At 60.7% G+C, this 26,427-nt stretch carries 20 protein-coding genes; 6 read left to right on the top strand and 14 right to left on the bottom strand.

Going from position 1 to position 26,427, the window contains the following annotated elements; all coding sequences use genetic code 11:
• Window positions 1-352 precede the first annotated feature (352 nt).
• From P5540_12045 to tpiA, 8 genes are all read right to left on the bottom strand, one after another.
• The gene (locus P5540_12045) at window positions 353-1,255 is read right to left on the bottom strand and encodes a glycerophosphodiester phosphodiesterase family protein (GenBank protein ID HRT65547.1); all 903 of its coding nucleotides are present in this window, start codon (window positions 1,253-1,255) and stop codon (window positions 353-355) included.
• 168 nt (window positions 1,256-1,423) lie between these two features.
• The gene (locus P5540_12040; GenBank protein ID HRT65546.1) at window positions 1,424-2,935 is read right to left on the bottom strand and encodes an SGNH/GDSL hydrolase family protein; all 1,512 of its coding nucleotides are present in this window, start codon (window positions 2,933-2,935) and stop codon (window positions 1,424-1,426) included.
• A gap of 150 nt (window positions 2,936-3,085) precedes the next feature.
• Window positions 3,086-5,629, bottom strand: a complete 2,544-nt coding sequence (locus P5540_12035) for a thiamine pyrophosphate-dependent enzyme (GenBank protein ID HRT65545.1) — start codon at window positions 5,627-5,629, stop codon at window positions 3,086-3,088.
• A 132-nt stretch (window positions 5,630-5,761) separates the two neighbouring features.
• Window positions 5,762-6,814 (bottom strand): histidinol-phosphate transaminase, encoded by a 1,053-nt coding sequence (hisC, locus tag P5540_12030; GenBank protein HRT65544.1) that lies wholly within the window; start codon window positions 6,812-6,814, stop codon window positions 5,762-5,764.
• A complete protein-coding gene (gene hisD, locus P5540_12025) occupies window positions 6,811-8,190 on the bottom strand; it encodes a histidinol dehydrogenase (protein ID HRT65543.1) in 1,380 nt (459 codons plus the stop codon). The genes hisC and hisD overlap by 4 nt, the downstream gene beginning before the upstream one ends.
• 3 nt (window positions 8,191-8,193) lie before the next feature.
• Complete coding sequence (gene murA / locus P5540_12020) at window positions 8,194-9,447, bottom strand: UDP-N-acetylglucosamine 1-carboxyvinyltransferase (GenBank protein HRT65542.1); 1,254 nt, start codon at window positions 9,445-9,447, stop codon at window positions 8,194-8,196.
• 70 nt (window positions 9,448-9,517) lie between these two features.
• Window positions 9,518-10,060 carry a preprotein translocase subunit SecG gene (secG, locus tag P5540_12015; protein HRT65541.1) on the bottom strand — a complete coding sequence of 181 codons (543 nt, stop codon included), beginning with the start codon at window positions 10,058-10,060 and terminating at the stop codon, window positions 9,518-9,520.
• A 28-nt stretch (window positions 10,061-10,088) separates the two neighbouring features.
• Window positions 10,089-10,844 carry a triose-phosphate isomerase gene (gene tpiA / locus P5540_12010; protein HRT65540.1) on the bottom strand — a complete coding sequence of 252 codons (756 nt, stop codon included), beginning with the start codon at window positions 10,842-10,844 and terminating at the stop codon, window positions 10,089-10,091.
• A 141-nt stretch (window positions 10,845-10,985) separates the two neighbouring features.
• Between tpiA and P5540_12005 the strand changes: the two genes are divergently transcribed.
• Window positions 10,986-12,854: an FAD-dependent oxidoreductase gene (locus P5540_12005; GenBank protein ID HRT65539.1), complete on the top strand. Its 1,869-nt coding sequence runs from the start codon at window positions 10,986-10,988 to the stop codon at window positions 12,852-12,854.
• Between the two features lie 41 nt (window positions 12,855-12,895).
• On the opposite strand, the gene P5540_12000 is transcribed toward P5540_12005, so the two are convergent.
• Window positions 12,896-14,134, bottom strand: a complete 1,239-nt coding sequence (locus P5540_12000) for a DUF2961 domain-containing protein (protein HRT65538.1) — start codon at window positions 14,132-14,134, stop codon at window positions 12,896-12,898.
• 309 nt (window positions 14,135-14,443) lie between these two features.
• Here P5540_12000 and P5540_11995 point away from each other — a divergent pair, with 309 nt between their 5' ends.
• The 5 genes from P5540_11995 (at window position 14,444) to P5540_11975 (ending at window position 20,153) form a co-directional block, all read left to right on the top strand.
• On the top strand, window positions 14,444-15,145 hold the full coding sequence (locus P5540_11995; protein ID HRT65537.1) for a DUF2007 domain-containing protein: 702 nt from the start codon (window positions 14,444-14,446) through the stop codon (window positions 15,143-15,145).
• Window positions 15,146-15,149: 4 nt separating this feature from the next.
• Window positions 15,150-15,674: a hypothetical protein gene (locus P5540_11990; protein HRT65536.1), complete on the top strand. Its 525-nt coding sequence runs from the start codon at window positions 15,150-15,152 to the stop codon at window positions 15,672-15,674.
• Window positions 15,675-15,719: 45 nt separating this feature from the next.
• Complete coding sequence (locus P5540_11985) at window positions 15,720-17,198, top strand: C45 family autoproteolytic acyltransferase/hydrolase (protein ID HRT65535.1); 1,479 nt, start codon at window positions 15,720-15,722, stop codon at window positions 17,196-17,198.
• Window positions 17,195-18,334 carry a TRAM domain-containing protein gene (locus P5540_11980; protein HRT65534.1) on the top strand — a complete coding sequence of 380 codons (1,140 nt, stop codon included), beginning with the start codon at window positions 17,195-17,197 and terminating at the stop codon, window positions 18,332-18,334. The genes P5540_11985 and P5540_11980 overlap by 4 nt, the downstream gene beginning before the upstream one ends.
• Before the next feature lie 1,678 nt (window positions 18,335-20,012).
• Window positions 20,013-20,153, top strand: a complete 141-nt coding sequence (locus P5540_11975; GenBank protein HRT65533.1) for a hypothetical protein — start codon at window positions 20,013-20,015, stop codon at window positions 20,151-20,153.
• Between the two features lie 45 nt (window positions 20,154-20,198).
• On the opposite strand, the gene P5540_11970 is transcribed toward P5540_11975, so the two are convergent.
• The 5 genes from P5540_11970 to P5540_11950 form a co-directional block, all read right to left on the bottom strand.
• Entirely contained in the window at window positions 20,199-22,205 is a 2,007-nt protein-coding gene (locus P5540_11970; protein ID HRT65532.1) for a PA14 domain-containing protein, read from the bottom strand.
• A 163-nt stretch (window positions 22,206-22,368) separates the two neighbouring features.
• Window positions 22,369-23,061: a hypothetical protein gene (locus P5540_11965; protein ID HRT65531.1), complete on the bottom strand. Its 693-nt coding sequence runs from the start codon at window positions 23,059-23,061 to the stop codon at window positions 22,369-22,371.
• A 12-nt stretch (window positions 23,062-23,073) separates the two neighbouring features.
• Window positions 23,074-24,489: a hypothetical protein gene (locus tag P5540_11960; GenBank protein HRT65530.1), complete on the bottom strand. Its 1,416-nt coding sequence runs from the start codon at window positions 24,487-24,489 to the stop codon at window positions 23,074-23,076.
• 65 nt (window positions 24,490-24,554) lie between these two features.
• On the bottom strand, window positions 24,555-25,634 hold the full coding sequence (speY, locus tag P5540_11955; protein ID HRT65529.1) for a deoxyhypusine synthase: 1,080 nt from the start codon (window positions 25,632-25,634) through the stop codon (window positions 24,555-24,557).
• Between the two features lie 92 nt (window positions 25,635-25,726).
• Window positions 25,727-26,272, bottom strand: a complete 546-nt coding sequence (locus P5540_11950; GenBank protein HRT65528.1) for an arginine decarboxylase, pyruvoyl-dependent — start codon at window positions 26,270-26,272, stop codon at window positions 25,727-25,729.
• Window positions 26,273-26,427: the final 155 nt, after the last annotated feature.

The raw sequence follows: 26,427 nt of genomic DNA, 5'->3' as shown, positions 1-26,427 counted from the left end.
TGCCTCGATGCGGCTTAGAAACGGAGTACATCATGCCCCTTTTTGCAGAACTTGAAGCACGTGACTACAAAGGTACGGATAGGGCTCCTCAAGCGGCCGCCAGACGTTGGCGCAACTCCCAGATCACGCGGTAGGCCAGAAAACATGCGAAAAGATGGCCGCGGACCTGCATTTCGTTGAAGTGGCGGATCGGGCGCGTCTGAATGTCGGTCGGGGGATGACGTTGCCTCTCAAAATCTACCGGCTTGAACGGGCTTCGTTGTTTCCCGTGGAAAAAATTGTTTGAATTTGAATGGCGCCTTGTTTTGGCCTGATAGATCCCCGGGGCAAGAATCGGCGATTTTTGGGCCTGCTATCGTTTTCCTATTTCTTGCAGGGTTTGAAGGCAGACATCGGGTTTGTTGGTGATGATGCGGTTGATGTTCCAGGCGGCAATCCGGCGCATCACGTCCGGGTCGTCCACGGTCCAGATGGCGACTGTCCGGCCTTCGGCGCGGCATTGGCGGACGCCGGCCTCGTCGAGCGAATCGAGGTTGGAGTTGAAGCCGGCAACATCAAGCCAGTTTCGCCATTTCAGGTAACTCGGCCAGCGTTGCGGATTGTCCTTGTCCTTGAGGGCCAGCATTTCGACGCGGATGCGCGGGGCTTCGTGGCGGGCGATGGCGCAGACGATCGGCGAGAAGGATTGGATGACGACCTGGCGGGCCATGCGGTGTTCGCGAACGATTGCGACGACCTTGCGCGTAAGTTCCAGATTCCGGGTGCCGCTATTTTCGATCATGCGATGCATCGCGCGTTTCATTTCCGGTGTCATTCGCTTTCGATCGCCGGCCATTTTCATGATGTCCGTCATGAGCGCCGAATCGTCTTGCGCGTTTTTGATTTCGATATAAACGCCGATGCGGCGTTCGCGGGCCAATTCGAGCGCCTCCACAAGCAAGGGCAGGCGTTCGCCGGCAAACCGGGGATCTTTCCATGAGCCCGCGTCGAGTTGTTTCAATTCAGCGAGGGTCCGGTCACGGACGGGGCCCTCGCCGTTCGTGGTGCGGTCGAGCGTGTCGTCGTGGATCACGACGACATGCCCGTCCCTACTGAGCGTGCAGTCCAATTCGAACCAGTCCGCGTTCATTTCCTTGGCAAGGGCGAAGGCGGCGAGGGTGTTTTCCGGTGCATAGGCGCTCGCGCCGCGGTGGGCGATGACGTCAATGGCGCCCTTTGGGGCGCCGGGACGAAACGGTGTGACGCATCCAGTCATGACAAGAACTCCCATGATCCCGGTAATTGAACACCTGAATCCAGCACACATAAAAGGGTCTCCCTATGCCATTGGCCGCGAAGTCGCCCACCACATATGGCAAGAGGTTTTACAAGCCATGCATGAGTATAAAGAGGAAGTCGGGGTCAATTCCAGACCATTTCAGGCTCAGGGCAACGAAACGCTTTGTTCGGCCTGCTGCTCAAGCAAAGCGTTTGCACGAAATTTGTCCATGATGGCGTCGGCTATCAATTTGTGTCCGAAGGATGTCGGATGAACAAAATCCCACCAGAGAAAGCCGTCGTCGTAATGCTGCCGGAGATAGTCATGGAGATCCAGACAGGGAACGTTACATTCGCGGGCCACTTCCCGCATGGCAGGGTGATTAGGCATGTCGCCCGGCCAGCGTTCGATGGTGTTTGGCTCCAGGCAGATTACGGTTTTGATGCCGTGTTGTCTGCTCAAGGCAATCATTTCACGAAGATTGCCGGCCAATACGCCCGCATCCTTATCGTTGTTGGCAAGATTGACAACCAGGACCATTGGCCGTAGCGGCACAAGCAAATCGCGATAGAGTTCGATGAGCAATTCGGAGTCCCCGCCGCCTATACCCGCATTGATGCACTCGTATCGCGTACCGGCCGGCGCCTCGTCGTCCAGTTGCCTTTGGATGCGGTCCACAAAGCGATGTTCCGGCTTTCCGGCGCCGGCTCCCCGCGTTTGGGAAGTGCCAAGGAAGACGATCCGAACAACGCCTGGACCCGGATCGGGCGCATATTCCCTGACACGTTCCTTCAGTATACAAACACAGGCATTTCTGACCCTGTTCACCACTTCCTCGGAGAAATGCCCCTCCCGGGGATAGTTTTGCTGGGAAAAATAGACAATCGTGAATACGCATGCCAATACAACAACGATCAGAACGTCAAGAAACACCAGCCCAATCACCTGATGTCGCGGCGGAAACTGGGCGCGTTTCATCATTGGCAGCATCAACAGGTTGAACAATGTGGCCGCGACAAATCCCGCGATCAGGCAGGCAAGCCAATGACGGCGATTGGCGAACGAATCATGGATCACGGTTCCGTCCGTTTGATGCGCCACAACATCATCTACAAGGGCCGTTGTCTGGCATCCCCGGAATCCCAGCGCGGTGAACGGCTTCCACGGCATTTGCTCCAGTTGAACCGGTTGACCATCCATCGCCAAAAGCGGAACGCCGTTCCCCGACGCCCGCACGTTCACACGATGCCATTTCCCCGTGGATAGAGGAGGAATGGGAACGGGTTTTTTTTCTAGAAATTGTCCTTCGCGGGTTGCATGAAAAGTTATCGAGGGAAAACGGGGATTTGCACTCAGACGGATGCCGAAGGACTCTTCTTCATTCTGATGACAGACAAGGCTTGCGTATGCGTCCGTTTCCAGGAAAAGACGAAATTCCAGTTCGGCGATGGCGACCGGTTTGAAATACATCATTTCTTGGAATCCATGCCACGCGCCAAGGTTCAAATGCCCGCGCGCCAGCGCTTGTGCGGTTTTCTGATATGTGTCGACTGCCATGGCCGCCACGAGCGAAGACTTGGAATTTCTCCACCGGCCGTTGTTTTCCAGCGTATTGGTATGGAGGAGCACCACGGACATCGCCGCCACGGCCACCGCCGATTGTGCAATTAAAAGCACCGCCAGCGATCGTTTTGAGAAAGACAACATAGCTTGGAGCCAAGACACGGCGCGTTTTTACGACTGTAATCGTCTATGCGCGGCATCTTCGTTTACGGTAGCGGAATATAGCTGCCGTGCTGCCGTCAACTCACCACTCTTTTCGGGTGTTTACAGGATTCCATATTTTGACAAATTGATAAATTCGTCGTTCGATCGGTCCGTTACGGGGGAATATCCGGGCAACGGCTTGATTTGCGTGTGGTACGCATCGAGCAACCAGGAGGGTTGCGGAAAGTAGTCCGTTTCCATTTCAGCGGGCGGAACAATCCAGTTCCGGGCGCCGACCACGCAAATCGGGGCATCGAGATCGTCGAACGCGACTTGGCCGATCTGGCCGGCGATGGTATACAGGTAACTGCCACGTTCGCAGGCGTCGCTGGCAAGAATCAGTTTACCCGTCTTTTTGACGGAAGCGCACAGCGGTTCGAGATCGAAGGGCACAAGGCAACGCCCGTCAATCAGTTCGACGGAAATGCCGAATTCGTTTTCAAATCGCTTGACGGCTTCCTGCGCGACATACAGGGTGGCGCCGAAGGTCAGAATCGTCAGGTCGCGGCCTTCCTTGACAAGCGACGGCTCACCCAAGGGAACGGTGTAGTATTCGGCGGGCACGCCATCCGATCGGATAACCTCGGTCTGGTTGTAAAGGCGCTGGCTCTCGAAGAAAATGACGGGATCGTTGCCCATGAGCGCCGACGCCATCAGGCCTTTTGCGTCGTACGGCGTGGCCGGGAACGCGATCTTGAGGCCGGGAATGTGCGCGGCGAGCGCGGTCCAATCCTGCGAATGCTGCGCGCCGTATTTGCTGCCGACGGATACGCGCAACACGACCGGCATGCGGCAGTAGCCCGCCGACATCGCCTGCCACTTCGCGAGTTGGTTGAAGACCTCGTCGCCGGCGCGGCCCATGAAGTCGCAATACATCAGTTCAACAATCGGACGGCCGCCTTCAAGCGCGAAACCAACCGCCGTGCCCACGATGGCGCCTTCGGATATCGGGGAATTGAACAGGCGATGATAGGGCAGCGCCTCGGTCAGCCCTTGGTAGACGCCGAACGCGCCGCCCCAGTCGCGGTTTTCCTCGCCATAGGCCACCACGCGCCAATCGTTGTAGAAATGATGGACGATCGCCTCGAAGATGGCGTCGCCGAAAGTCACGGCCTTCGCGCCTTTCAACACCGCGCCGTTATCATCAATCCCCTTGCGGGACTTTTTCGCGATTTGCTGGACGCGGGGAATCTGGTCCATCGGAATTCGGACGTCGTCAGGGCGGGCGAGACCGGGCAGTTTTTCCTCGCGCACATTGGAGAACATGCAGAGGGCCACCCCGGTATGCGCGCCGAGTTTCATGCGCGGCGAAATCGCATCGTCCGCGACGAGACGGCAGGCTTTGCTGATTTTGCGCTTGGCATAATCGCGCACGGCTTGCAATTCGTCTTCCGATGCGACGCCCGCCGCAACCAGTTTTGCGCTGAATTCGAGCAACGGATCAACCTTGCGCCACATTTCAATTTCTTCGCGTTCGCGATACGACGATTGATCGCTGGGCGAGTGGCCGGTCTGCCGATAGCACTGCACGTCAAGCAACACGGGGCCGCGCTTTTCGGCGAGGATTTGCAATTTGCGCTTGTAGGCATCCGCCAGCGCGAGCGGATTGTTGCCATCCACCGTTTCCGCGTGCATGTTGTCCGGGTTGAGCGCCGCGCCGACCCGCGCCAGATGATCGAATCCCATCGTCTCGCCGATCGGCTGTCCGCCCATGCCATAGAAATTGTTCATGAAATTGAAAATAATCGGCATGCCGCCACGGTGCGCTTCATCCCACAAAGTGTTGAATTGTCCCATCGTCGCAAACGCGAGCGCTTCCCACACCGGCCCGCAACCCATCGAGGCATCGCCGATGTTCGCCACGACAATCCCGCCGGGACTGAAGATCTTTTTGTAAAGCGCCGCGCCCGTGGCAATGTCCGCGCTGCCGCCCACAATCGCGTTGTTCGGATAGATGCCGAACGGGCAGAAAAACGCGTGCATCGAGCCGCCCATGCCCTTGTTGAATCCGTTTTCGCGGCCCAAAATCTCCGCCAGCAGGCCGTAAAGAAGGAAATCTATGCCCTGTTCTTCTTCCTCGTCGGACGCAAATGCGGGCTTCTTCGACTTGCCCTTGCCGGACACGACAAGCGGCGTCCAGTTCGGATCGTGCCGTTCGATTACCCGAAGCGTGGCCCCGCCGAAGTATCCCTCCATGATGGGACGCAATGAGGCGCCCTTGAGTTCCAGCACGGCGCGCAGACCCTTTGCGATGATTTCGCCGTGGCTGCGGTGGCTGCCGAAAATGTGGTCCTGAACCTTCAGGTAAAACGCCTCGCCGACCGCCGCGCCCTCTTGTCCGAGCGACAAATGCGCCGGCCCCGCGTGCTTGCAGGCGATGCCCTCATACGCGCCCAGTTTCTTGACCTGATCCAGCATCGTCTCGAACTCGCGGATCAGCGCCATGTCGCGGAAAATGCGGATACACGACGCGGGCGTAATGTCCGGGTTCGACGCCAATTCTTCCTTCAGCGTCTTGTTGTAGGTATTTACGGGGATTTGCCCCAGTTTCAACACCGCGCTCTTGCGGACTTTTTCGGGAATCACCATCAACTTCTTTGCCATGACAACACCAACCTTTTCATCGTAATAACCGTATTGGGCCGGACGCGGAGCCACCCCCGCCACGGCATGCGATTATAGCAAACGGGCCATACCGCCCGCACCTGCGGCGGGATCGATCCTGGAAGGCAACCATCAGATAGAGAGGATCTCGCGCAGGGCGGCCAGGAGAAGATCCATCTCTTCATTCGTGCCGATGCTGATGCGGATCGCGTTTTCAAGGCGGCGGGCCTTGAAATAGCGCACGACGATCGCGCGTTCACGCAGCGCCTCGAACAGCGTCCGGGCGGACGGTTGCCCGTCCCATTGGGCAATCACGAAATTGGATTGGGATTCGGGCACGGCGAAACCCATTTCGCGCAGGGTGGCCGTGACGCGCGCGCGGGTCTTTCGGACTTTTTCAGCGTTGACGGTCATGTGGTCGTAGTCCCGCATGGCGGCAAGGCCGGCGGCCTGCGCCACGGCGTTGAGGTTGTACGAATCCTTGACTTTGAGAAACTCGCCGATGATTTCCGGTCGCGCGACAGCGATTCCAAGGCGCATGCCGGCGAGACTGAACGACTTTGAGAAAGTCCGCATCACGATGGCATTGTCGAAACGCTTCGGAAAATCCATGCAATTGTCGTCGGAAAAATCAACGTAGGCCTCGTCAATGACGACGATTCCGTCGAAGGTCCGGCAGAGCCGTTCGATGGCTTCGCGCGGGGCGCACACGCCGGTCGGCGCGTTGGGACGCGGCAGGATGCACAGGCGCGCAGCCGTGTTGAAGAATGCTTCCGTCAATTGAAACGATTCGTCGAGATCCACGAGCGTGGCTTTCGCACCGTGCAGGAGGGCCAGCGTCTCGTACAACGTATACGTCGGATAGGGGGTAAGAATCGCGTCTCCGGGATCGACAAAGGTTCGCACCGCCAACGCCAGCAACTCATCCATGCCATTTCCGGCGACGACCCAATCCGGCCCGTCGTATCCATAGCGTTTGGCGCATTCGGCGCGCAATTCGACGGCAAGGGGATCGGGATACCGGCGCAGGGCGTCCGGGGAAAGGCCGCGCACGGCTTCGAGAACCCGCGGCGACGGCGGATAAGGGTTTTCGTTCGTGTTGAGTTTGACGATGTTGGGCATGCGCGGCTGTTCGCCGGGCACATATCCCTCAACACCCTCCAGGATCGTTCGTCGGTATTTCACAACCGGACCTCCAGGGCATTCGCGTGCGCCGTCAACTGTTCCGCCTCCGCCAAGCGGCGGATATCGGCGGCGTCTCGCATCAGGCGCTCATACGAATAGGAAATGATGCTCGTGACTTTTCTGAAATCTTCCGCCGTGAGCGGCGACGCGTACCGCGCGCGGCGTCCCGTCGGCAGGATGTGGTTCGGCCCCGCGAAATAGTCTCCCATCGCGACGGACGTGTAGGCGCCAAGCATGACGGCCCCGGCGTTCGTGATTCGGTCCAGGACGGCGCGGGGATCGCGCGTCTGGATGGACAAGTGCTCCGGCGCGATCCAGTTCGACAGCCGGATCGCCTCGTCGAGATCGCGCACCTTCACAAGGAATCCCTGTCCGGCAAGCGATCGGTCAATGATTGCCTTGCGCGGCAGGGCGGCAGCCTGCTTCGCGGTTTCTTCTTCGACCCGGGCGATCAAGTCCCATGACGGCGTTACCAGCACGGCGCGCGCTTCTTCATCGTGTTCAGCCTGCGCCAACAGTTCCGCGGCGACGAACGCCGGGTTCGCGGCATCGTCGGCGATGACGACGACTTCGGAAGGCCCGGCTTCCGTGTCAATGTCGCAAATACCGTTGACAAGGCGTTTGGCCAAGGCCACGTAGGCGTTGCCCGGGCCGGTGATTTTACAGACGGCGGGGATATGTTCGGTTCCGTAGGCCAGCGCGGCGATGGCCTGCGCGCCGCCGACACGGAAGATGCGCGTAGCGCCGGCCAGTTTTGCCGCCGCCAGCACCACGGGATGGATGCCGCCATGGTGGGAAGGCGGCGACACCATCAGAATTTCCCCGACGCCCGCGACGCGCGCCGGCGCAATGTTCATCAACACCGACGACGGATAGAAGGCCTTGCCGCCGGGCACATAGACGCCGGCCGTCGCGATGGGCGCGACACGCTGGCCGAGAATAGTTCCGTCCGGCGCGGTTTCCTCCCAGGATTCGCGCAAGTGTTTCGAGTGATAGGCCCGAATGTTCGCGTGGGCGCGTTCGAGCGACTGCATCAGCAGCGGATCCACTTGCGCCGACGCTTGTTCGATTTCTTCGGGCGTGACTTCAAAACGGTCCGGCGAAATCCGCACGCCGTCGAAACGTTCCGTGAATTCGGCGACGGCCTCGTCGCCCCGCGTTCGCACGGCATCGAGGATGGCGCGGACGGATTCGAGTTTGTCCCCGTCCGATTCGCCCGCGACGCCGTTTCCGGCGCACACGCGCATGGCAACGGGCTGGAAATCCGCGTCGCCGGTTATTTCAAGCGTCGTCATTTGTCGTTTGCCCTTTTGCCCGCGATCGAACCGATCCGACCGATCCGGCGGATCGGTCCGATCAACACCTGATATCTCCATTTTTCAATCGTGTACCCGCTCGATATCCGCGCCAAGTCCCGCCAGCCGTTCTTCGATGCGCTCGTATCCGCGATCGATATGGTACACGCGCGCAATGGCCGTTTCGCCCTTTTTCGCGGCCAGCCCCGCGATAATCAGCGCGGCGCTGGCGCGCAGATCCGACGCCATCACGGGCGCCCCGCTCAGCGCGGGCACGCCACGCACGACGGCGCTGTTGCCGTCGAGATCGATCTGCGCGCCCATGCGGGCGAGTTCGGCCACTTGCATGAAGCGGTTCTCGAAGACGGTTTCACGAATGACGCTGACGCCGTCGGCGATGGCCAGCATGGCCATCGCCTGCGCCTGCAAATCCGTCGCGAAACCCGGATAGGGCTGCGTAATGATATCTATCGCCCTTGGCCGCTCCGGCGCCTTGACGCGAATGCGCGCGCCATGCACTTCAATCTCGCCGCCGGCCTCGCGCAGTTTCGTGAGGCATGTCGGCAGATGATCCGCGTTGGCGTTGAGCACGGTCACGTCGCCGCCCGTTGCCATCGCCGCAATCAAAAACGTGCCCGCCTCGATGCGGTCGGCAATGACCACATGTTCGGCGCCGCCGAGCGAGTCAACGCCGACGATCGTGATGAGATCCGTGCCCGCGCCGGAAATCTGCGCGCCCATCGCGTTGAGGAACCGCGCGAGGTCGGCAATTTCCGGTTCCCGAGCGACGTTGCTCAACCGTGTCACACCCTTGGCCCGGCACGCGGCCATCATGATATTCTCGGTCGCGCCGACGCTGGGGAAGTCCATCGCGAAATCCGCGCCCGTCAACTCGCCCTCAGCCACGACATAACCCTCGTCTATGCATATTTTGGCGCCGAGCGCCTCAAGTCCCTTGAGGTGAATATCCACGGGGCGCGTGCCGATGGCGCAGCCGCCGGGCAACGACACGCGGGCTTTCCTGAATTTGCCCAGAAGCGGACCCAGCACGAAAAACGACGCGCGCATCTTGCGGACAAGGTCGTAGGACGCGGTCACGGAATTCATTGTCGAGGCATCGAGCGTCATGTAACGCCCGGTAAATTCGACGGACATGCCCATGCTCGCGAGGAGTTTGTCCATCGAAAAAATGTCGTGTAGACAGGGGACGTTGTGCAGCGTGCATGGGCCGTCTGCAAGGATTGCGGCGGCCATGAGGGGCAAGGCGGCATTCTTTGCGCCGCGCACCTGCACGCTTCCCTTGAGTGGTTTGCCGCCGCGAATCAGGATCTTGTCCATACACCTTGCCCGTGTTCAAACAAACGGCCCAAAGCGGCATGCTTTGGGCCGAATCGTCACTTGTTCCGTATCAGTTTGTCGCCGGAGCCGCGGGCGCTTCCGAGGGAGCCGCGGGCGCTTCCGCAGGCGATACGGGCGCTTCCACTGGAGCCGCGGGCGCTTCTTCCGCCGGAGCCGCGGGCGCTTCCACTGGAGCCGCGGGTGCTTCCGCGGGCGTCACTGTCACGGATGTCGAGGGCGCGACAGGCGCATTGTCTGTGAGCGCACTACCCAAATCGTCGAGCGTGCCCGGTGTCAGGGCCTGGTCGGCGGGCGCGGTAATGGCCGAGGCGTCTTCCGACAGTTTTTCAGGCGCCGATCCCTTGCCGATACGCCCCACGATGATGGACATGACCAACGCCAACGTCATGAAAATCCCGGCCATGATGTAAGTCAGTTTTTGCGGGAGGCTCTTGCTCGCGCGCGGCCCGAAAACGGTTTCGGAACCCGCGCCGACGCCAAACGCGCCGGCAAATCCGACCCCCTTGCCTTTTTGCAGGAGCACGATGACGATCAGCCCGATGCAACTAAGCACATACGGTACTATCAAAATCCACCAAATCACATCCCACATCGCCGTTTTGTCCTTCCCGGTTCCGGGTTTACAGAGCGCCTTTCACAATGGCCGCGAACCCGTCCGCCTTCAACGCGGCGCCGCCGACCAGCGCGCCGTCCACGTCCGGTTTGGCCATCAACTCGGCGGCATTGTCGGCCTTGACGCTGCCGCCGTACTGGATGCGAACCTTGTCCGCGACCGCCGCGCCGAACTGCGTCTTCAACAAGCCACGCACGAAGGCGTGCGCTTCCTGCGCTTGTTCGGGGGTGGCCGTCACGCCCGTGCCGATGGCCCAGACCGGTTCATAGGCCACCGACACCCGGTCGAAATCGGCCTCGGTCAAACCGGCCAGACCCTGGGTGACCTGGCGGGCCAGCACGTCGTTCATCTTGCCGCCTTGGCGTTCGTCGAGGGTCTCGCCGATGCAAAACATGACCTTGAGGCCCGACGCCAAGGCAAATTTCACTTTTTCATTCAACAATGCGTCGCTTTCGCCGAAATACTGCCGCCGTTCACTGTGGCCGATAATCGTCCAGGAGCAGCCGACGTCTTTCAGCATCTGCGGCGAGATTTCACCCGTAAAGGCTCCGCTTTCCTTTACATAACAATTTTGGCCGCCCAGTTCCACGTTCGAACCTTTCAGCGCCTCACCCACGGCCTGCAACGCCGTAAACGTCGGGCATACCACGATATCCACGCCCGTGATTCCCGCCACCAACGGCTTCAACTCATTGACCAGCCTCACGCCGTCCGCGACGAGCAGATTCATCTTCCAGTTTCCGGCAACCAACGGCTTTCTCACGATACAACCTTTCTTCCACTTCGTAAAGACACACCACCCCGCTTCCTACACGCATGGAGCGGCAAATCGAGCGATTATGCTACCATAAAAACGCAAAGCGAAGCAAATGGAAACGGACGAAGGCAGCGGAAAGGCGGCGTTATGTTGGATTCTTTGGGACGCAGATCGTTTTTGGCGTCGGCGGGCGGCGCGGCGTTGGGCGCGTCGGCGCTGGGCAAAGGCGTGGCGGCGGCGGAACCGGGGCAAGCGCGGCACGGCAAACGCCGCGCGCCTTTCCGGGAGGATCGCCATGAGCCGGATTTCTGCGTCGTGGGTGGCGGCATGGCGGGCGTCTGCGCGGCGCTGGCGGCGGCACGGCACGGCGCGAAGGTCGTGCTGATACAGGATCGCCCGGTTCTCGGCGGCAACGCATCCAGCGAGTGTCGCATGCACATCTGCGGGGCGGACCGCCACAAATTGCCGCATCTTCGTGAAACAGGCATCCTCGAGGAACTCCGCCTCGAAAACGCCCACCGCAACCCGAACAGCCACTATTCCATCTGGGATCTGATCCTGTATGAAAAAGTCCGTTTCGAGCCCAACATCACCTTGCTGCTGAACTGCTCATGCCTTGACGCCGAAATGAAAGGACGCCGCATTCAAAGCGTCCGCGCATGGCAACTGACCACCCAAAAATGGCACACGATTCGCGCGGCCCTTTTCGCGGATTGTTCGGGCGACGCAATCCTGGCCCCATTGACCGGGGCGGAGTTTCGCATCGGACACGAAGCCCGAAGCGAATACAACGAATCCATTGCGCCGGAAATCGCAGACCGCCGGACAATGGGCATGACGTGTCTTTTCCAGGCGCGCGAATATGCAACGCCGCAACCCTTTGAACCGCCGCCGTGGATTTATCGTTTCGATCGCGAGGAGGATTTGCCCTACGGCGCGAAGGGGCACCGATGGCTGCAAATGGGCTACTGGTGGATCGAACTGGGCGGCGAGGACGACAGCATCGCCGACACAGAGTCGGTACGCGACGAATTGTTGAAAATCACCCTGGGCGTATGGGACCACATCAAAAATCGCGGCGATCACGGCGCGGACAACTGGGCGCTCGAATGGATTCAGTTCCTGCCGGGCAAGCGCGAGAGCCGCCGCTATGTGGGCGACCATGTGCTTACACAGAATGACATCGAGGCCGAAGGCCGTTTCGACGATGTGGTCGCGTACGGCGGTTGGTCCATGGACGACCACCACTCCGCGGGTTTTCGCGCCGTGAAGCTCGGCGCCCCCGCGACGATATTCCATCCCGCGCCGTCGCCGTACGGTATCCCCTACCGGAGCCTGTACTCGCGCAACGTGGCGAACCTGATGTTTGCGGGGCGGTGCATCAGCGCGACGCATGTGGCGCTCAGTTCGACCCGCGTCATGGGCACCTGTTCCGTCATGGGCCAGGCCGTCGGCACGGCGGCGGCGCTTGCGTGCGCGAAAGGCATCGAACCGCGCGGCGTCAACACGCACATGCGGCAATTGCAACAAATGCTGCAGGACGACGATTGTTATTTGCCTTGGAAAAAGCACGAATTCACGGGGTTGACGATGCGGGCCGCACTGACGGCCAGCCAAGGCGACCCGGAACCGGTGAGGGACGGCGTCGAACGGCAAATCGGGACGGATCCGCATGCGTGGATCGCGCATCCGGGCGATGTATTGATGTACACATTTCCGGCCGAAACGGCGGTCAACGAGGCCACGCTGGTTCTGGACAGCGCGATGGACAAGGACATCACGTTGTCCCTGCACTACGCGACGCCCGATGCCGTTCGCATCCCCGCCGTCATGCCCAAAACATTTCGCGTCGAGGGATTGTCCGGCGGCGCATGGGAAACCATCCGGCGCGTCGAGAACAATCGCCAGCGGCTGGTGCGCATCCCCGTGAAACGAACACTCGGCGGAATCCGTTTCGTGCTCGAAGAAACATGGGGCGCCGCCGACAGCCGTGTCTATGCCTTCCATCTCGCCTGAATCCGCAAAAATCCATCGGACGCAAAACAGGTGGATGCGGATCAATAAAGGCCCTTGACGCGCTCGTCGAGCGTTTTGAGCGGCGGGAGGTCGTTTTCGGGTCGGTCGAGATAGAAATAACAGCAACTCGACCAGTCGTCCTCGCGCTCGAACAGGCCGTAGTCGTTCTTCCCATCGCCCTGCGTCCAGTCCACAGGCGCCTGTTCAGCTCCGGCCAGGATGTATTTCTTCCCCGAAGCGACCATTTTGGGCTTGCTGTCGGGGGTCCAGCAGCCGATTTGCTGCATGGTTACGCGGAGATCCTTGCGGAAGTAGACGGGATCCTTCACGTGAAACCGGTAGAAACAAAACTGAAACCGTTCCTTGTCGGCATAGGGACATCCCTGGTAGCGATGCGCGTACTGCCCCAGAAACCAGCCCGTCCCGATGTAATCTTCCGTGCCCGTGCCGCACAACGTCGGAAATTCTGTGTCGCCGTCAACGTAGAATTTGGCTTCGCCCTCGCCCCACCATGCGTTGAAATATTTTCCCGTGTCGGCAATCACGCCGACATTGACCCCGAGGAAACGGCCGCGCCCCGATATTTTCGGCAGAAACTCGTAATCCTTGCGCAGCGTCGTGGGATTCTCCCGGTTGAAATAGGCATGGAAATAGAGCGTGTCGGGACCGTGCGGATCCCCCACCGTGTAATCAATATCGTAGAAAAAGAGCGACAAGGCGACCTTTGTGGTGTTGGTAACCGTAATGCGCATGCCCTTTTTGAACGGCATTGGAATGCAACAGTTGAAACTGCGGCCTTCGGGACTCGAAAAATACTCGTTTTCAAAGGCATAGGCCCGGCCGAGGCCCATGCAGAAGAAATCGCCCAACGGCACGCTCGCGGCGGGCTTGTCCGCGCCGTCCCAATAAAAATCCAAGCGTATTCCGCGCAGCATCAACGGCGTCCGATCGCTGGTCGTAGCCCAGATGCGCCGGATCGTTCCCGTGCCGGACTTTTCCTCGGCAAGGACGCGCGTTTCACCGGGCGCAATCGGAAAATGCGGGTTGCCCTTTCGCCCGCCCTTGGCCTGGCCGCCCTGCCCTTTCGCGGCCGTGGGATTCTCGACGCTGGCCCACCGCGTTTCGATGCCGGGCGGCATCCGATAGACTTCGTCCGGCGCCGTGAACGCGCTTCCCGGCGAGGCCGGGGAAACATCCGCCGGTCCCGCGCAGGCCGGGCACAACATGGCCGGCGCCGCCGACACAACAACGAACAAACAACGCCAAATTGCCTTTCGCATGATCAACCCTCGTTTCCTGGACCCAATAAAATGACTGTAGCCGCTGCAAAGCGCGCGGATCAATTCTTTTTGGGTTCCGGTTTTTCCCGTTCAATGCCGCCTGCGCATGCCCGGACGGTAAAGGGTGAAAAGGCGCCCCCGGCTTGTTTGCGCGCGGGGAGCGTTTAGGATTATGGTGGAGCAAGACGGGTGGCCGGTTGAGAGCCCGTCACCGGCAACGCCTATACTTGAACAAGACATGGCGGCCGGGCCACCTTGGGCACGAATGCGGGAAACGAGGGCTGTCTCCCGGACCAGGAGGGAAAGAAGATGTTCTGTCCGAATTGCCGTATCGAATATGAAGAAGGCCTCGACCGGTGCGGCGAATGCGACGCCGCATTGGTGGCCGAACTTCCGCCCGAAGACGAGCCGGAGTACGTCGAATGGGTGACGGTTCTCACGACGAATAGGGAAGACGAGGCGATGGTGGCGGAGTCGGTCCTCGGTGCGGCGGGCATCGAGTGCAACGTCCAGGGACGGACTTTGCGCGTGCTGGTTCCCATGCCGGCGGGTCCCATTCAAATCGAAGTCCGTGCGGAAGATGCTGAAGCCGCCTTGGAACTCTTGTCCGAACATTTTGAGATAGACGCGGAATCCGAGGACGCGGAAGAAGCCGCAAGGGAACCGGAATCGTCCGGCACAGCCAGGGAAGTCATGGCGGATGAATACGCCGCCGATGCCGGTCTGGCCGACGAACCCGAAGGTGAACGGGAATACGTGGAATGCGTGACCGTGCTCTCCGCGCGCAATGAAGAAGAAATCATGGTCGTGCAATCCCTCCTCGGTTCGGCGGGTATTCCGTGTTATGCGAAAGGCCAGTTGATCCAGGACTTGTTCGCGTGGGGTCGTCTCGGCGCCGGATACAGCCTCGCAACGGGCCCTGTTGAAATCCAAGTCCAGGCCGAACACGCCGAAGCCGCACGACGCATCCTTGCCGAACAAATCAAAGAAGGATCGACGGCGGAAGAGTGAAACCATGAGCAACCTATTGCTGAATGAAGTCGAATACAAATACGACAAAACGGCATGGGGCACGTGGCGAAGTTATCTGTATCCGACGGGCCTGTTGTTTCGGGAATTCAGGTCGCACGGCAGTATCCTCGGCTGGCCGCTGATTCATTGCACCTACGGCATTTGCCCCGAGACCGGCAAGCGCATCGTGGCGCGCGGCGTGATTGCGGTGGGCCGTTTTGCCGTCGGCGGCTTGGCGATTGGGCACGCGTCGCTGGGGCTGATTGCCATCGGCCAGGCCGCGTTCGGCCTTGCGTTGGGTCTCGGCCAGTTGGCGACGGGCATCGCGGCGGTCGGGCAGGCGGCGCTGGCCCTGTCCCTGGGCTTGGGCCAATTGGCCACGGGCACGGTGGCCATTGGACAGATTGCGGTCGGCGAATATGCGCTGGGCCAGGCGGCATACGGCCCGCATCCATGGGGCGTCGAATACACCGATCCCGCCGCGAGGGAATTCTTCACCGGCCTGGCGAAAGGCCTGGGCGTCTTGTAGCGGGCGATGGATGTTGTGGACTATATGGACATGAGGAGAAACCGGATGCAGGTGGCAAGCGCACACCCCGACAGCCGCGAAACGCTTCGTGTGGCGGGTTCGGGATTTCTGGAAGTGTATCGTTCGGCGGTCGGCGAAGTGCCGGTGTTGCACGTCGAAGGTTCGCCGGAGGAAATGGGGCGGCAGTACGGCGCGCTGGCCGGTGACCGAATCCGGCGAAACATCAACCGGATGGTCGGACTGTTTACCGGCATGGGACTGCCCGAGGCCGTGGTGCATCTCGTGCTCGACAAGGCATGGGAACGGCTCGCCCGCCACACGCTCGACCGCCATCTGCGCGAAATGGCCGCGATTGCGGAAGGCGCGCGGGAGGCCGGATTCGATCTGAGCGTCGCGGACATCCAACGACTGACGGCTGTCACCAATTTCGACCTGTACCGCCGCGAGGAACGCATCATGGAAATGTTCGGGGCCGATATTGCCGCGCATTTCGCCGCGAACGACGCCCCACCCGGTCCCGCCTGCACCATGTTCTCCGTGTGGGGTTCGCGGACCGTGGACGGCAAGTTGTTCGCCTCGCGCAATCTCGACTGGGTCTCGCAGACCGGCATGCACGAGGACCGGCTTGTGACGGTCTACAAGCCCGATGGATTCAACGCGTTTGTCACGATGGACTATGCGGGAGTCGTCGGCGCCCTGGCCGGCATGAACGAGAAAGGCATCGCGTTTTCCGAAATCGGCGCGTTCAGCGCCAGCGAGGAATTCGACGGCACACCCTGGGTTCTCATCGCCCGGCGTGTCCTCGAAGAGGCCGGTTCACTGGAAGAAGGCGTCGCGCTGGTCGAACAGGCCAAACACACCATCGGCTATAACTACATGGTGGCCGATGGCGACCCGGACCATTTCGGCACGAAGGATTTCCGTCCCCGCGCGGCGGTTATTGAAACGAATTTCGAGTGTTGCGAGACCTTTTACGAGGACGATCCCAAGGAACGCCAGGCCTGCTGGACGGATCCCGGCGGCAATCCGGTTCCCTACGGGCTTCCACTCCGGGAAGCCGTCATGCGGGCCGACACGGCGTTCGGCGCACGGACGCGCGCATTGCAGGCGGCGGACAACGGGCCTGGAAACCCGGAAAACGACGGCGATCCACGGAAAGGCTCGACGTATCTGGAATGTCACGTGCCCATGCACGACCTGATTCGGGCATACGAAACCGGGCGGTCCTATGTGTACCCCCTGCGGGGAACGATCGTGCTGGAAGAGGGCGCCCCGAGGGCGATCGGGCCGCAAGAGGCCATGACGATTGCGGCGACCGTCGCGCACAACACCGAAAAACTCGATGAGTCCGACTGGAACGTCATGAGCGTCGTTTATGCGCCGACGGATCTCGATTTCTGGGTTGCCTTCGAGACTCGTCATCCCGACGGCCATTGGACCAATGCCCCCGATTCCGGCTACACGGCCTTCAACCTTGCAGCGCTGCTGCGGACATCCGGCCCGGCGAACGAGGGTTGCGCGTGAGTCCTGGACCCGGAGGGGAGTGTGAAATCGCGATAAACGGACTTGCCGCGGGCGGCGACGGCGTCGGACGGCATGAGGGGCAGGTTTGTTTTGTGCCATACGGCGTGCCGGGCGACATCGCGCGCGTGCGAATCACGCGGCAGACGAAATCGGCGCTCTGGGCGGAAATTCGTGAAATTGTTTCGCCGTCGCCGGATCGCGTCGAACCCGCCTGCCCTTATTTTGGACGATGCGGCGGATGTTGCTGGCAGCCTATTGCGTATCCGGTTCAGGAAGGCTGGAAACGCCGGATGGTGGCCGAAACCTTGCGCCGCATTGGGAAGGTGGAGGCGGAGGTCGAGTGGGCGGCGGAACCGGCGTCGCCGTTTGGGTACCGGACACGCGCCCGATTCCATGCCCAGGGGAAAGCCTTCGGTTTTCTGGCGTCCGGTTCGCATACCGTGGTGGATATCGAAAACTGCCCGGTTTGCCATGATCGCTTGAATGCCGCGCTGGCACGCTTGCGCGAACAACCCGAAAAGGCGGACGTTGAAGTGACGGTCAATCCCGAAGGGGACGAAACGCTGGTCTGGACGCGTTGTCGCGCCCTGCGATCCGCGTTCCCGGAGGCGTCGTCGTTCCTCCTTGACGGCGTACCGATCGTCAACGGGTGTTTTTCGCAGGCGAGCCTTATCCTGAACCGGCTGCTGCGCCGCATCGTGGACGAAAACATCGGGCAACCCTCAAGCCTTCTCGATCTCTATTGTGGGAATGGAAACCTGTCGCTTCATCATGCGCGACTTTCCCGCGTGGTGGGCATGGATCGCGATCCGCGCGCAACAAGGGCGGCCTCGAAACTTGCGCCCGGCGCCTACCAAACCGGCGGCGAGGAGGCCTTTCGCAAGGCGCTACGCAAAACATGGGATGTCGTGCTGCTGGATCCGCCGCGGACCGGCGCGAAAGCCATCATGGAAAGTCTTGGCAAGGCGCCGGCGGGCGCCATCGTGTACGTTTCATGCGATCCGGCGACGCTCGCCCGCGATCTCGGCATGCTCGCGGCTCATGGATGGAAGCCCGTTCGGATAACCGCCATGGATCTTTTCCCGCATACGTCGCACGTCGAAACCGTCTGCCGGCTGGAACGCCTTGCCGGGTAGACAAAGGCCGTCGTTCGAAAAGTCGTCAGCGCAGTTCGAAAGCGTAGAGGCGGGCGTTGCGGATTTCGAATTCCAGCCGCACGGGCGTGTCCCGCAAGGCGTCGAGGGGACGTTTCCATGCAACAGGGGCGTCCAGCGCATCCACGGCGACGGGATCCGAATCCGCATAATCGAAGCCTTCGGCGGGGCGGTCGTCGTCCGAGAGAACCCGCACGCGAATTTGGCCCGAGGCGCCTCCGCATTGATCGTCAACGCGCGGGCGTCGAAAAGCAGGCGGGGGGTGCGAATCCGTCCCGGAACGCCCGACGCCGCGCGCGCGACATACCGGTCCCGTTTCGTCTTCACGAGGCCGATTTGGCGCTCCTCGAACCGGTTCACCTTGTGGCCACGCGCATAACCGCCGTAATACAGGTAGAGGTCGTCGCCGACGATCAACTGCTCGTCAATCCACGCATGCGCATGATCCCACGCGCCCGGGCGCGGATCGGGATCGAAGAAATGCTCGCGGTCGCGCGTCCATGTTTCACCGTCGCGGCTCCATGCCAGCGTCGTGTAGCCGACGCCGTAGGCCTCGGGCGGATCCGGAGGATTGTCCGCCTTCAAATCGTCACGCAGGACCTTGACCATGCCGACGATCAGCCCGCCGCGGACCAGATATCCGTCCATGGCGTAAAACTGCGTCTGGCCGCCGTCCAACGCGTCGTCGGGCGTGACGACGTAATGGGGTGGACTCCAATGAATAAAGTCGTCGCTGAACGCGTGCATCGTCACGCGGCGGTCGCCGATCCAACGATCCCCCGGCCGGTACACGGACACGGTCGCGATGTGCCGGTTGCGCAACGGGTCGTGAAAAATCCCCGTTATGTCATGATTGTGACGCAACACGACTTCGGGAACCAGCGGCGTCCATGCCAATCCGTCCGGCGAACAGGCAATGCGGAGGCCGCCGTCCTTCCAGTAGGCCAGTTTGTACCGTTGCGCGGGATTCGCAAACGCCGGCCCCTCGTCCACGATGCTTACGCCGAACTGCATCGGCGCCGGATCGTCGAGAACGCGCGCGGGCCTTTCCCAGTGGATGCCGTCGGCCGATTCCATGTAGCCCACACGCTGGTTGCCCGTGTCCATATCCTCCCGGCGATGGCCGTACCAGAGGCGGAACCGCCCCGTCTGTTCGTCGCGATGCACGGTCATGTACGGCTGGAAGCATCCGTCTTCTTTTCCCGTGACGATCGGATTCGGCGTCGCGGCATCGCGGCAAGGGCGGTTGACTTCCCGTGTGACATTGTCCATGTCCGCGATGAGAAAATCGTCCATGAACAAATGAGGGCCGCGAGGCAGCCTCACCGGCTCCACCGGGGCGCGGCCGGCGCCCGGGAGATAGACTTCGGCCTTGGAATTCGCCAAGGGCGTTGTTTCGGCTCCGGCGGGCGTATCGTCCGCGCCTGAAAGGCCGCATACCGGCAACAACACGGAGAACAATGTCATGGGAAGACTCCAACGCGCCATGTCCGATTCCTCCTCGATGCAGGCCAGTCTGTCACAAAATCTTCTTTATCCGCAACGCCCCGCGGCGACATGGGCGACAGAGGAACAAGCATCCACTCCTCTTTGTTTACATATTCGTCTCCGGACGGTATAGTGATTGCCAGGCGCGGGTTATGAATCGGAGCAACGGATTATGAGGCACGTGCGGATTGTGTCAAAAGCGTCCGGGAAAGACACACCGGGCGCGGTGGAATCGTTGTTGTCCATCTTTTCGGTTATCATTTCGATGGCGACGCTGATCTTGCAGTGGAAAGACCTGATGCCGCAAGAGTAGCGCCTTCAAATACCCATTCGCGGGCAGGAACCGTCCGTGAGGCATTCATTTGGACGGACGGCGCCGAAGCAATCGCATTCCGCCCAGCAACGTGCATATTCCCGCCAGCACCCCGGCCCCCACGCCGCCCAACACCGGCAACTCGGATTTCGGCAGCACCGTCAATTCGAGGGTTTCCGTTTCGGCGCTGGCCGGGCTTTCATCCGTGACGAGGCAGGAATACGCTCCGTCGTGTTCCGGGTTGAGCGGGTACAGGCGCAGCACGGCTTGGGTGGCGCCGGGAACGTTTTCGCCGTTGTGTTTCCATTGGTACGCGACATTTCCGGTGGGATGGCGCACATCCACGCGCAACTCGAAAGGAAGCCCTTCCCACAGTTTCCCGGCCGATGCAATCGGCCCCTCGCAGGTAATGCGCCCCGTCTCGGTTTCGACAAGCCCGCGCCGCGTCGCCGTGCATGCCAGATCGTTCCATTTCCCGCTCGAATAATAAAAGACGCCGCAATCCTCATTGCCGACGTTGTTCGGTTCCTGGTCGTTCCAGTTGGCATACCACGGCGGCACAACGGCGCCGTTCGTGTAATCGCCGTTGAAAAAATTCACGCTTTCTTGGTCCCAAATCCATGCGCCTTCCACGGCGCTGTCGTTCGCGCCAATCCAGAAATCGGATCGGAACGTCCCGAAAATCTTGTGGATCCATTCGTTTTCTTCGGCGTTGTCGATCGTAACCGGGTAGCCGTCCCACGCAATCGCCTGCGCGCGGTATTCGGGCCATGTCATCGGGTCGGTTATCCGGTAGAAATGGCCGTTCGCCGGATTTCGGATCCAGTCCTTGCCTCGGTCGCCGATGCCCACGCCGGGCCGGGCCTGCATTTCCTGGATGGCCTTTTTCTCTTGGTGGTCGCTTTGCCAGCCGAGCCACGCCACAGCCTTGCCGCCGTTTTCGTAGAAATCCATCCGCACCAGATACTCGTTGCCGGCCACCAGCGGTTTCGGAGCGCTCGTGTACGTCGTCGAACCATGATCGTTCCATTGGTCAATGATCAATTCGCCGTTCAGCCAAAGCCGCACGCCGTCGTCCGTCCGGACCAGAAACGTATAGTCTTCCGTATAGTCCGGTTTCACCCAACCCGTCCAGCAGACGGAAAAGGTATTCGGCTCAATGACGGGGCTTGGGGAGCCTTCGCCCCAATCGAACGCGACCTGCTGATCCAGGCGGAGCATCTTGAGATTGGAGAACCCCTGCTCGTCGAAGTACTCGCCCAGAAAACCGCCGGTTCCGTCGCACAAGCGCTCGCGTGTGCTGCCGGGCGGTTTCACGTTGGGATCGAGCACGGCATTCAGATAGGCCGTTCGCTGTCCCAGCGGATAATAATATTGGTATTCGTGCAGGTTCGAGACGCCGTCGCCGTCCGCGTCGCCGCACCACGCCACGTATTGCCGCATCGAAGTGTAGTTGTCCGGGTTGGGCACATGCAGGTTCGGATCGCGGACAATCTGTTGGGCCGTTTCGTCGTCAACGACCGCGTTCATCAGCATGACCGGAAACGACTGACTGTCGTTGTCGCCGATGGTCATGATCACTGTGAAAAGCAGATCCACATTTGGAATCATCGAGTATGGGCCGAGCAGGCGTTCGGGACCTCCCACGCCACCACCGAGATCGTGATAGGCCTGTGCGTAATTCCGGTTCCACGCCGCGACTATATCGGCATGACAGGTACCGCCCGTTGCGCGCTGGTCGAAGTTGGGATTGGCCAAAATGGCCGACACCACCGCCATCTCGTCGGCGTCCAGAATGTGGTTCGGATAGAAAATGACCGGCGTCTGTGAGATGTCGAACCCGCCGTTCACGTCGCAAACCGACGGATCCAAGGTAAATTCCGGCGAGATAACGCCCAGGCTGATGACCAACGGCCATACCCCGCTGTTGTACCAGACGTTCTGCAATACCGTATCGAAATTGATGGAGATGGCCGCCGCAAGGGCGCCCGGTGCCGCGAGCAGAAGAATTGCCAACGTCAGAACAACTCCGGTCTTCACTGGTTTTGCCATTGTACTGCCACTCCCGAGGCGGCCATGCCGCCATCTGCGCCCCATGGCATGGCACGGGGTGCGCCATTTTCCTGATTTCAATCTTACGGGAAAGCCGCCAGCCTGTCAACGGCATCATCCGGCGTTCGCCCCGAACGCTGGGGCAACTATGGGTATTTCCCTGTCAACAGAACCGCAGCGCGCCGCCTTCGGGTAGAAAACCGCAACGGCCGGCCATGTCGAGGTAACGCCGCAACCCGTCCATCGCTTCGCCGCCCATGCGATACGAGACAGGGCGCGGCGCATCCGTCGTTTCGGCCAGTCCGCGCTGGGCGGCCATGCTCAGAACACGGCGCATTTCGGGTATCGGCGCACCGAACCGCGCCGCCCACACCATGGCCACGAAAGGCAACCCCGTGCGCTCGTTCCAGAGGGCGCCAAGGTCGTGCCGGGCGGGAAACGCGGGATCGTTCGCTTCGATCGCCAAGCCGGTCACGATGCGCGCATCGGCACGGGACACATCCGAAATCCCGGGGCGGGCGCCGAAGCATTCCGCCAGCAATACGCGCGCCCAATCGTTCATTCCGCCGCCGGTTTCGTCAATCGCGACGCGTTCGATATGCGCAAGAGGAACCCGCGAAAGGATCGCCTCGGTTTCGGCCGTTCCGGGAAATACGATGCCGATGCCGGGGACAATGCGCGCGCGATCAACCCGCAAGGCGTCGGTGGGCGCAAGCAGCGCCGCGTCGAGCGTTCCCTGTTGCAGATGCCGCAACAGTTCGCACGGCGCGGCACGATCCAAGGCGATGCCGGCCTCGTCCGCCAGTCCGAAAACCAGCGGGGCAACGCATGACGCAGCCGGCGCACCGATACGCATGCTGCGAACCGCCTATCGTTGTCCCCAATAACGGTTGTAGAGGCGCAATACCTGCCCTTGCAGCAGCGCCAGCCGCTGGGCGGCGTCCGGATCGCCGCCGGCATGCATGATCATCTGCCGCCCTTCCTCGAAGCAGCGCTCGTCGTGCTGCGGAAAGACCTCGTGCAGCAGGAAATGCGTGTAACGCACGAGCCGGAACGGACCGTATGCGCGGGGCAGTTCGCCGCCGACGGCTTCGACCGCGACACTGTTCAGCCCCTTGATGGCGGCAATCAGGTCGGCCAAATCGGACGATGGCGCGAAACAGACCGTGTAATAGCGTCCGAAGGCATCGCTGTTTTCGACGCCGTGCGTATCGCTGATGCCGCAGATGGGAATTTGGCGGCCTTTCGCGCGTTCCTCATGGTAGCGGGCGACTTGTAGCGCGTTCGTGTCCACCTGGGTAAGGGTGTCGCGGCCCATGCCGCTGATCAGTTCGAGCGCGTCGAAGGGCTTGGTTTCGAGCAGGTAGGAGGTGAGCGCCTCGGAGATATAGTATCGGTGCCCGGTAAACCAGTAGGGATGGCAGTACATGGCCATGCCGCCACGCTCGCGGATTTTGTCGAAGACCCACACGGAGGCGGCATAGGAGAAAGCATCCACGCCGGGGGGCAGTTCACCGAGTTTCGCCTGGATTTCCGCGACCTCTTTCCGGTACGCCGTTTCGTCGTCCTTGTACAATTCGGTGATGCCGGACGTCGCGCCGAAACTCAGGATATGGACCGGATTGTCGGGCGAATGGACCTCCTCGGCGTTGTAGATACGCAGGTCCACGGGCAATCCCTTGAAAGCTTCCTGGGCCTCGACGGATCCGCCGTAGGTTTTGTGATCCGAGAGGGCCATGAAATCCAGCCCCACCCGGCGGCATGCGCCGGCCACGTAGGCGGGCGATTCGACGCCGTCGGAACGGTTGCTGTGCATGTGAAAATCGCCCTTGTACGGACGAAGGGCAAATAGATCCTCCTTCAGCGAATAGACGCGGAAATCGCCCAGCAGCTTTTTCTTTCCGTCCGGGCGGATTTCCTCGACATACAACACATGCTCCTGCTCGTTTTCGAAGAGCATCTTGAATGTGTACACGCCGTTTTCGGGAACAAGGGGCGTCTTTTCGCCCTTTTTCCATCCGCTTTTCTCGGCCCATGACTCCGTGGGCACATATTCGATTTCGTATTGGCAGTCGGCTTTCGGACGCACGTGGTCGAACAAGGGGATCAATTCGACGGCCGTTTCCTTGTCCGCCGGAACGATACGGGGAAACACGTCGAAATAACGGTTTTCCGGCCGGATGTGGGAACCGCTCGACATGGGGGGACAGTCCCGGTAATCCGCCCATGCCGCAAGACTCATCGCAACCAGGATGCAGGATAACCACATGATTCGCGCACGCATGACACATCCTCCTCTTCCGCGTATCCCTTCGCGGTGTTGATCACGCATTCCCCTCGCGCCCGTTGTTACCGGCGCGAGGCCTTGGCCAGTTTTTTTACCATCTCCTCGCGGCGATCGAACAGTCTCCGAACCGGCCGCGGCGCGTGCGCGTCGAGCGCATAGGCCGTCAGCACCGGCAGGGACACGGTGGTGTCCACATAACAGACGACCGCGTCGGGCAGATTGTCGGGATTGACTTTTCCCCAACTGACCGCCTCGGATGGCGTGGCGCCGCTCAGTCCGCCCGTGTCGGGGCGCGCATCCGTAAACTGTGCAAAATACGTGTGGCCCCGATCGCGGATGCCCAGTACTTCCTGGATGTGCGGCTCGGTCTGCAGGACGAAATTCTTCGGCGAGCCGCCGCCGAGAATGACGACCGCGCTGTGGCCTTTACGGTTGGCTTCGTACACGATCGCGGCGGTTTCGTTTACGTCTATGGACGAATCAATGCGGCACTGGCTGCCCTTGATCGCGGCGGCGGCGATGTTCATTCCGATGGAACTGTCGCCGGGTGACGAGGTATAGACCGGCACGCCGGCCTGATAGGCCGCAGCCAGCAGACTGCTTCCATCGAGCCCGAGTTTCTTTTCGCGTGCGCTGAGGTATTTCCCAACGCGGTTATGAAATTCCGCCGTGCCCATGGTGTGTTGAAATTCTTCGGCAAACATCAGTTCGTAGTAAAAGCGATCCGTGTCGAGCAATACGTCGTATGAGAACAGGATGTCGTAGATGCGCACGACTTCCTGCTTGCGTAACGCGGTGTCGTCCACGAAGGGACTTCCCGCATGCAACGATTTACCAAGCGGGAAATGCGTGTCATGGTAAAGGTTGGCGCCCGTGCTGACGATCCAGTCCACCATGCCGGCTTCGACCAGAGGAACCAAACACGAAGCGCCCAATCCCGCGGGCGTCAGCGCGCCGCTGACGGCCATCCCGACCGTCACGTTGGGTTTCAGCATTCGTTCGGTGAACAACAGACAGGCTTCGCGCAGGCGCGCGCCGTTGTAGGCCAGAAACGCCGAATCCACCATCTCGCGGACCGTCAGGCCCCCGCGCAACGGTTTTGGGGCGATTTTCTTTCCCGAAAGGAAACGGTTCTTCTTCATCTTTTCACGTCTTTCCCTGGATTGGCCTCAAACAGGAATGATGAACGGCGGACCTTGGTCCCGCCATTCATCATTCGTGAATTGTGTCCCGGTTACGGAATCAGAATCGCCGCCGCGATGGTCGTCGTCCAGTGCCCGTCCTTGTCGCCCAGCGCGGTCTGGGTAATGTTGGCGGTACGCACGAACTTGCCGCTGATGCGCCAGATTTCCCGCTTTTCGTCCCAGCTCTTGTCCGCGTCGAATTCCACGCCCATCACCGTCGCCAGCATTTCCGCGGCGAGGTCCTCGGCATAATCGCCGGCCTTCTGCTGCGTCTGGCCGAAACTGTGATGCTCCGACAAATAACCGAACTGGTTGATATCGCGCGGAATGGCGACGCCCACCGACGCCGCCATCAGACGACGCGGCTCGTTGGTGGAGGCCTCGCTCATGACGACATGGACAACCTGCCCCGGTCTCATCTCGGCAAGGCCCTTCTCCGGCTTCACAAATTTGCAGCCGGGCGGGTAGATGCTCGATACGCGCACCAGGTTGAACTGCGCGATGCCGCCGTCGCGCAACGCCATTTCAAAACTCGCCAGTTTTTCCTTGTGACGCCCGACACCCCGTGTCAGAAAGATTTTGCTTGGCACATACATTGCACTCATGTCCCCACGACCATTCCGTGTTCATTGAACCGACATGCTCAATCGGCGGAAGATTACTCCGTTGCGAATGCCGTGTCAAGCAAAAATTTCCATGGCGAAAAATCCTCATGGCGCGCATCGGGACACCGGCTTGGAAACGGGCCCGC

It is taken from the genome of Candidatus Hydrogenedentota bacterium (genome assembly GCA_035450225.1).
Lineage (GTDB): Bacteria > Hydrogenedentota > Hydrogenedentia > Hydrogenedentales > SLHB01 > DSVR01.
The sequence above is the reverse complement of the archived record's forward strand: the minus strand, read 5'-3'. Positions and strand labels throughout refer to the sequence as shown.

Coding starts and splice junctions, on each gene's coding strand:
- P5540_12045 (HRT65547.1), bottom strand. CDS start 1,255: ATGACTGGATGCGTCACACCGTTTCGTCCCGGCGCCCCAAAGGGCGCC.
- P5540_12035 (HRT65545.1), bottom strand. CDS start 5,629: ATGGCAAAGAAGTTGATGGTGATTCCCGAAAAAGTCCGCAAGAGCGCG.
- hisD (HRT65543.1), bottom strand. CDS start 8,190: ATGGAGATATCAGGTGTTGATCGGACCGATCCGCCGGATCGGTCGGAT.
- murA (HRT65542.1), bottom strand. CDS start 9,447: ATGGACAAGATCCTGATTCGCGGCGGCAAACCACTCAAGGGAAGCGTG.
- secG (HRT65541.1), bottom strand. CDS start 10,060: ATGTGGGATGTGATTTGGTGGATTTTGATAGTACCGTATGTGCTTAGT.
- P5540_12005 (HRT65539.1), top strand. CDS start 10,986: ATGTTGGATTCTTTGGGACGCAGATCGTTTTTGGCGTCGGCGGGCGGC.
- P5540_12000 (HRT65538.1), bottom strand. CDS start 14,134: ATGCGAAAGGCAATTTGGCGTTGTTTGTTCGTTGTTGTGTCGGCGGCG.
- P5540_11995 (HRT65537.1), top strand. CDS start 14,444: ATGTTCTGTCCGAATTGCCGTATCGAATATGAAGAAGGCCTCGACCGG.
- P5540_11990 (HRT65536.1), top strand. CDS start 15,150: ATGAGCAACCTATTGCTGAATGAAGTCGAATACAAATACGACAAAACG.
- P5540_11985 (HRT65535.1), top strand. CDS start 15,720: ATGCAGGTGGCAAGCGCACACCCCGACAGCCGCGAAACGCTTCGTGTG.
- P5540_11975 (HRT65533.1), top strand. CDS start 20,013: ATGAGGCACGTGCGGATTGTGTCAAAAGCGTCCGGGAAAGACACACCG.
- P5540_11970 (HRT65532.1), bottom strand. CDS start 22,205: ATGGCAAAACCAGTGAAGACCGGAGTTGTTCTGACGTTGGCAATTCTT.
- P5540_11965 (HRT65531.1), bottom strand. CDS start 23,061: ATGCGTATCGGTGCGCCGGCTGCGTCATGCGTTGCCCCGCTGGTTTTC.
- P5540_11960 (HRT65530.1), bottom strand. CDS start 24,489: ATGCGTGCGCGAATCATGTGGTTATCCTGCATCCTGGTTGCGATGAGT.
- speY (HRT65529.1), bottom strand. CDS start 25,634: ATGAAGAAGAACCGTTTCCTTTCGGGAAAGAAAATCGCCCCAAAACCG.
- P5540_11950 (HRT65528.1), bottom strand. CDS start 26,272: ATGTATGTGCCAAGCAAAATCTTTCTGACACGGGGTGTCGGGCGTCAC.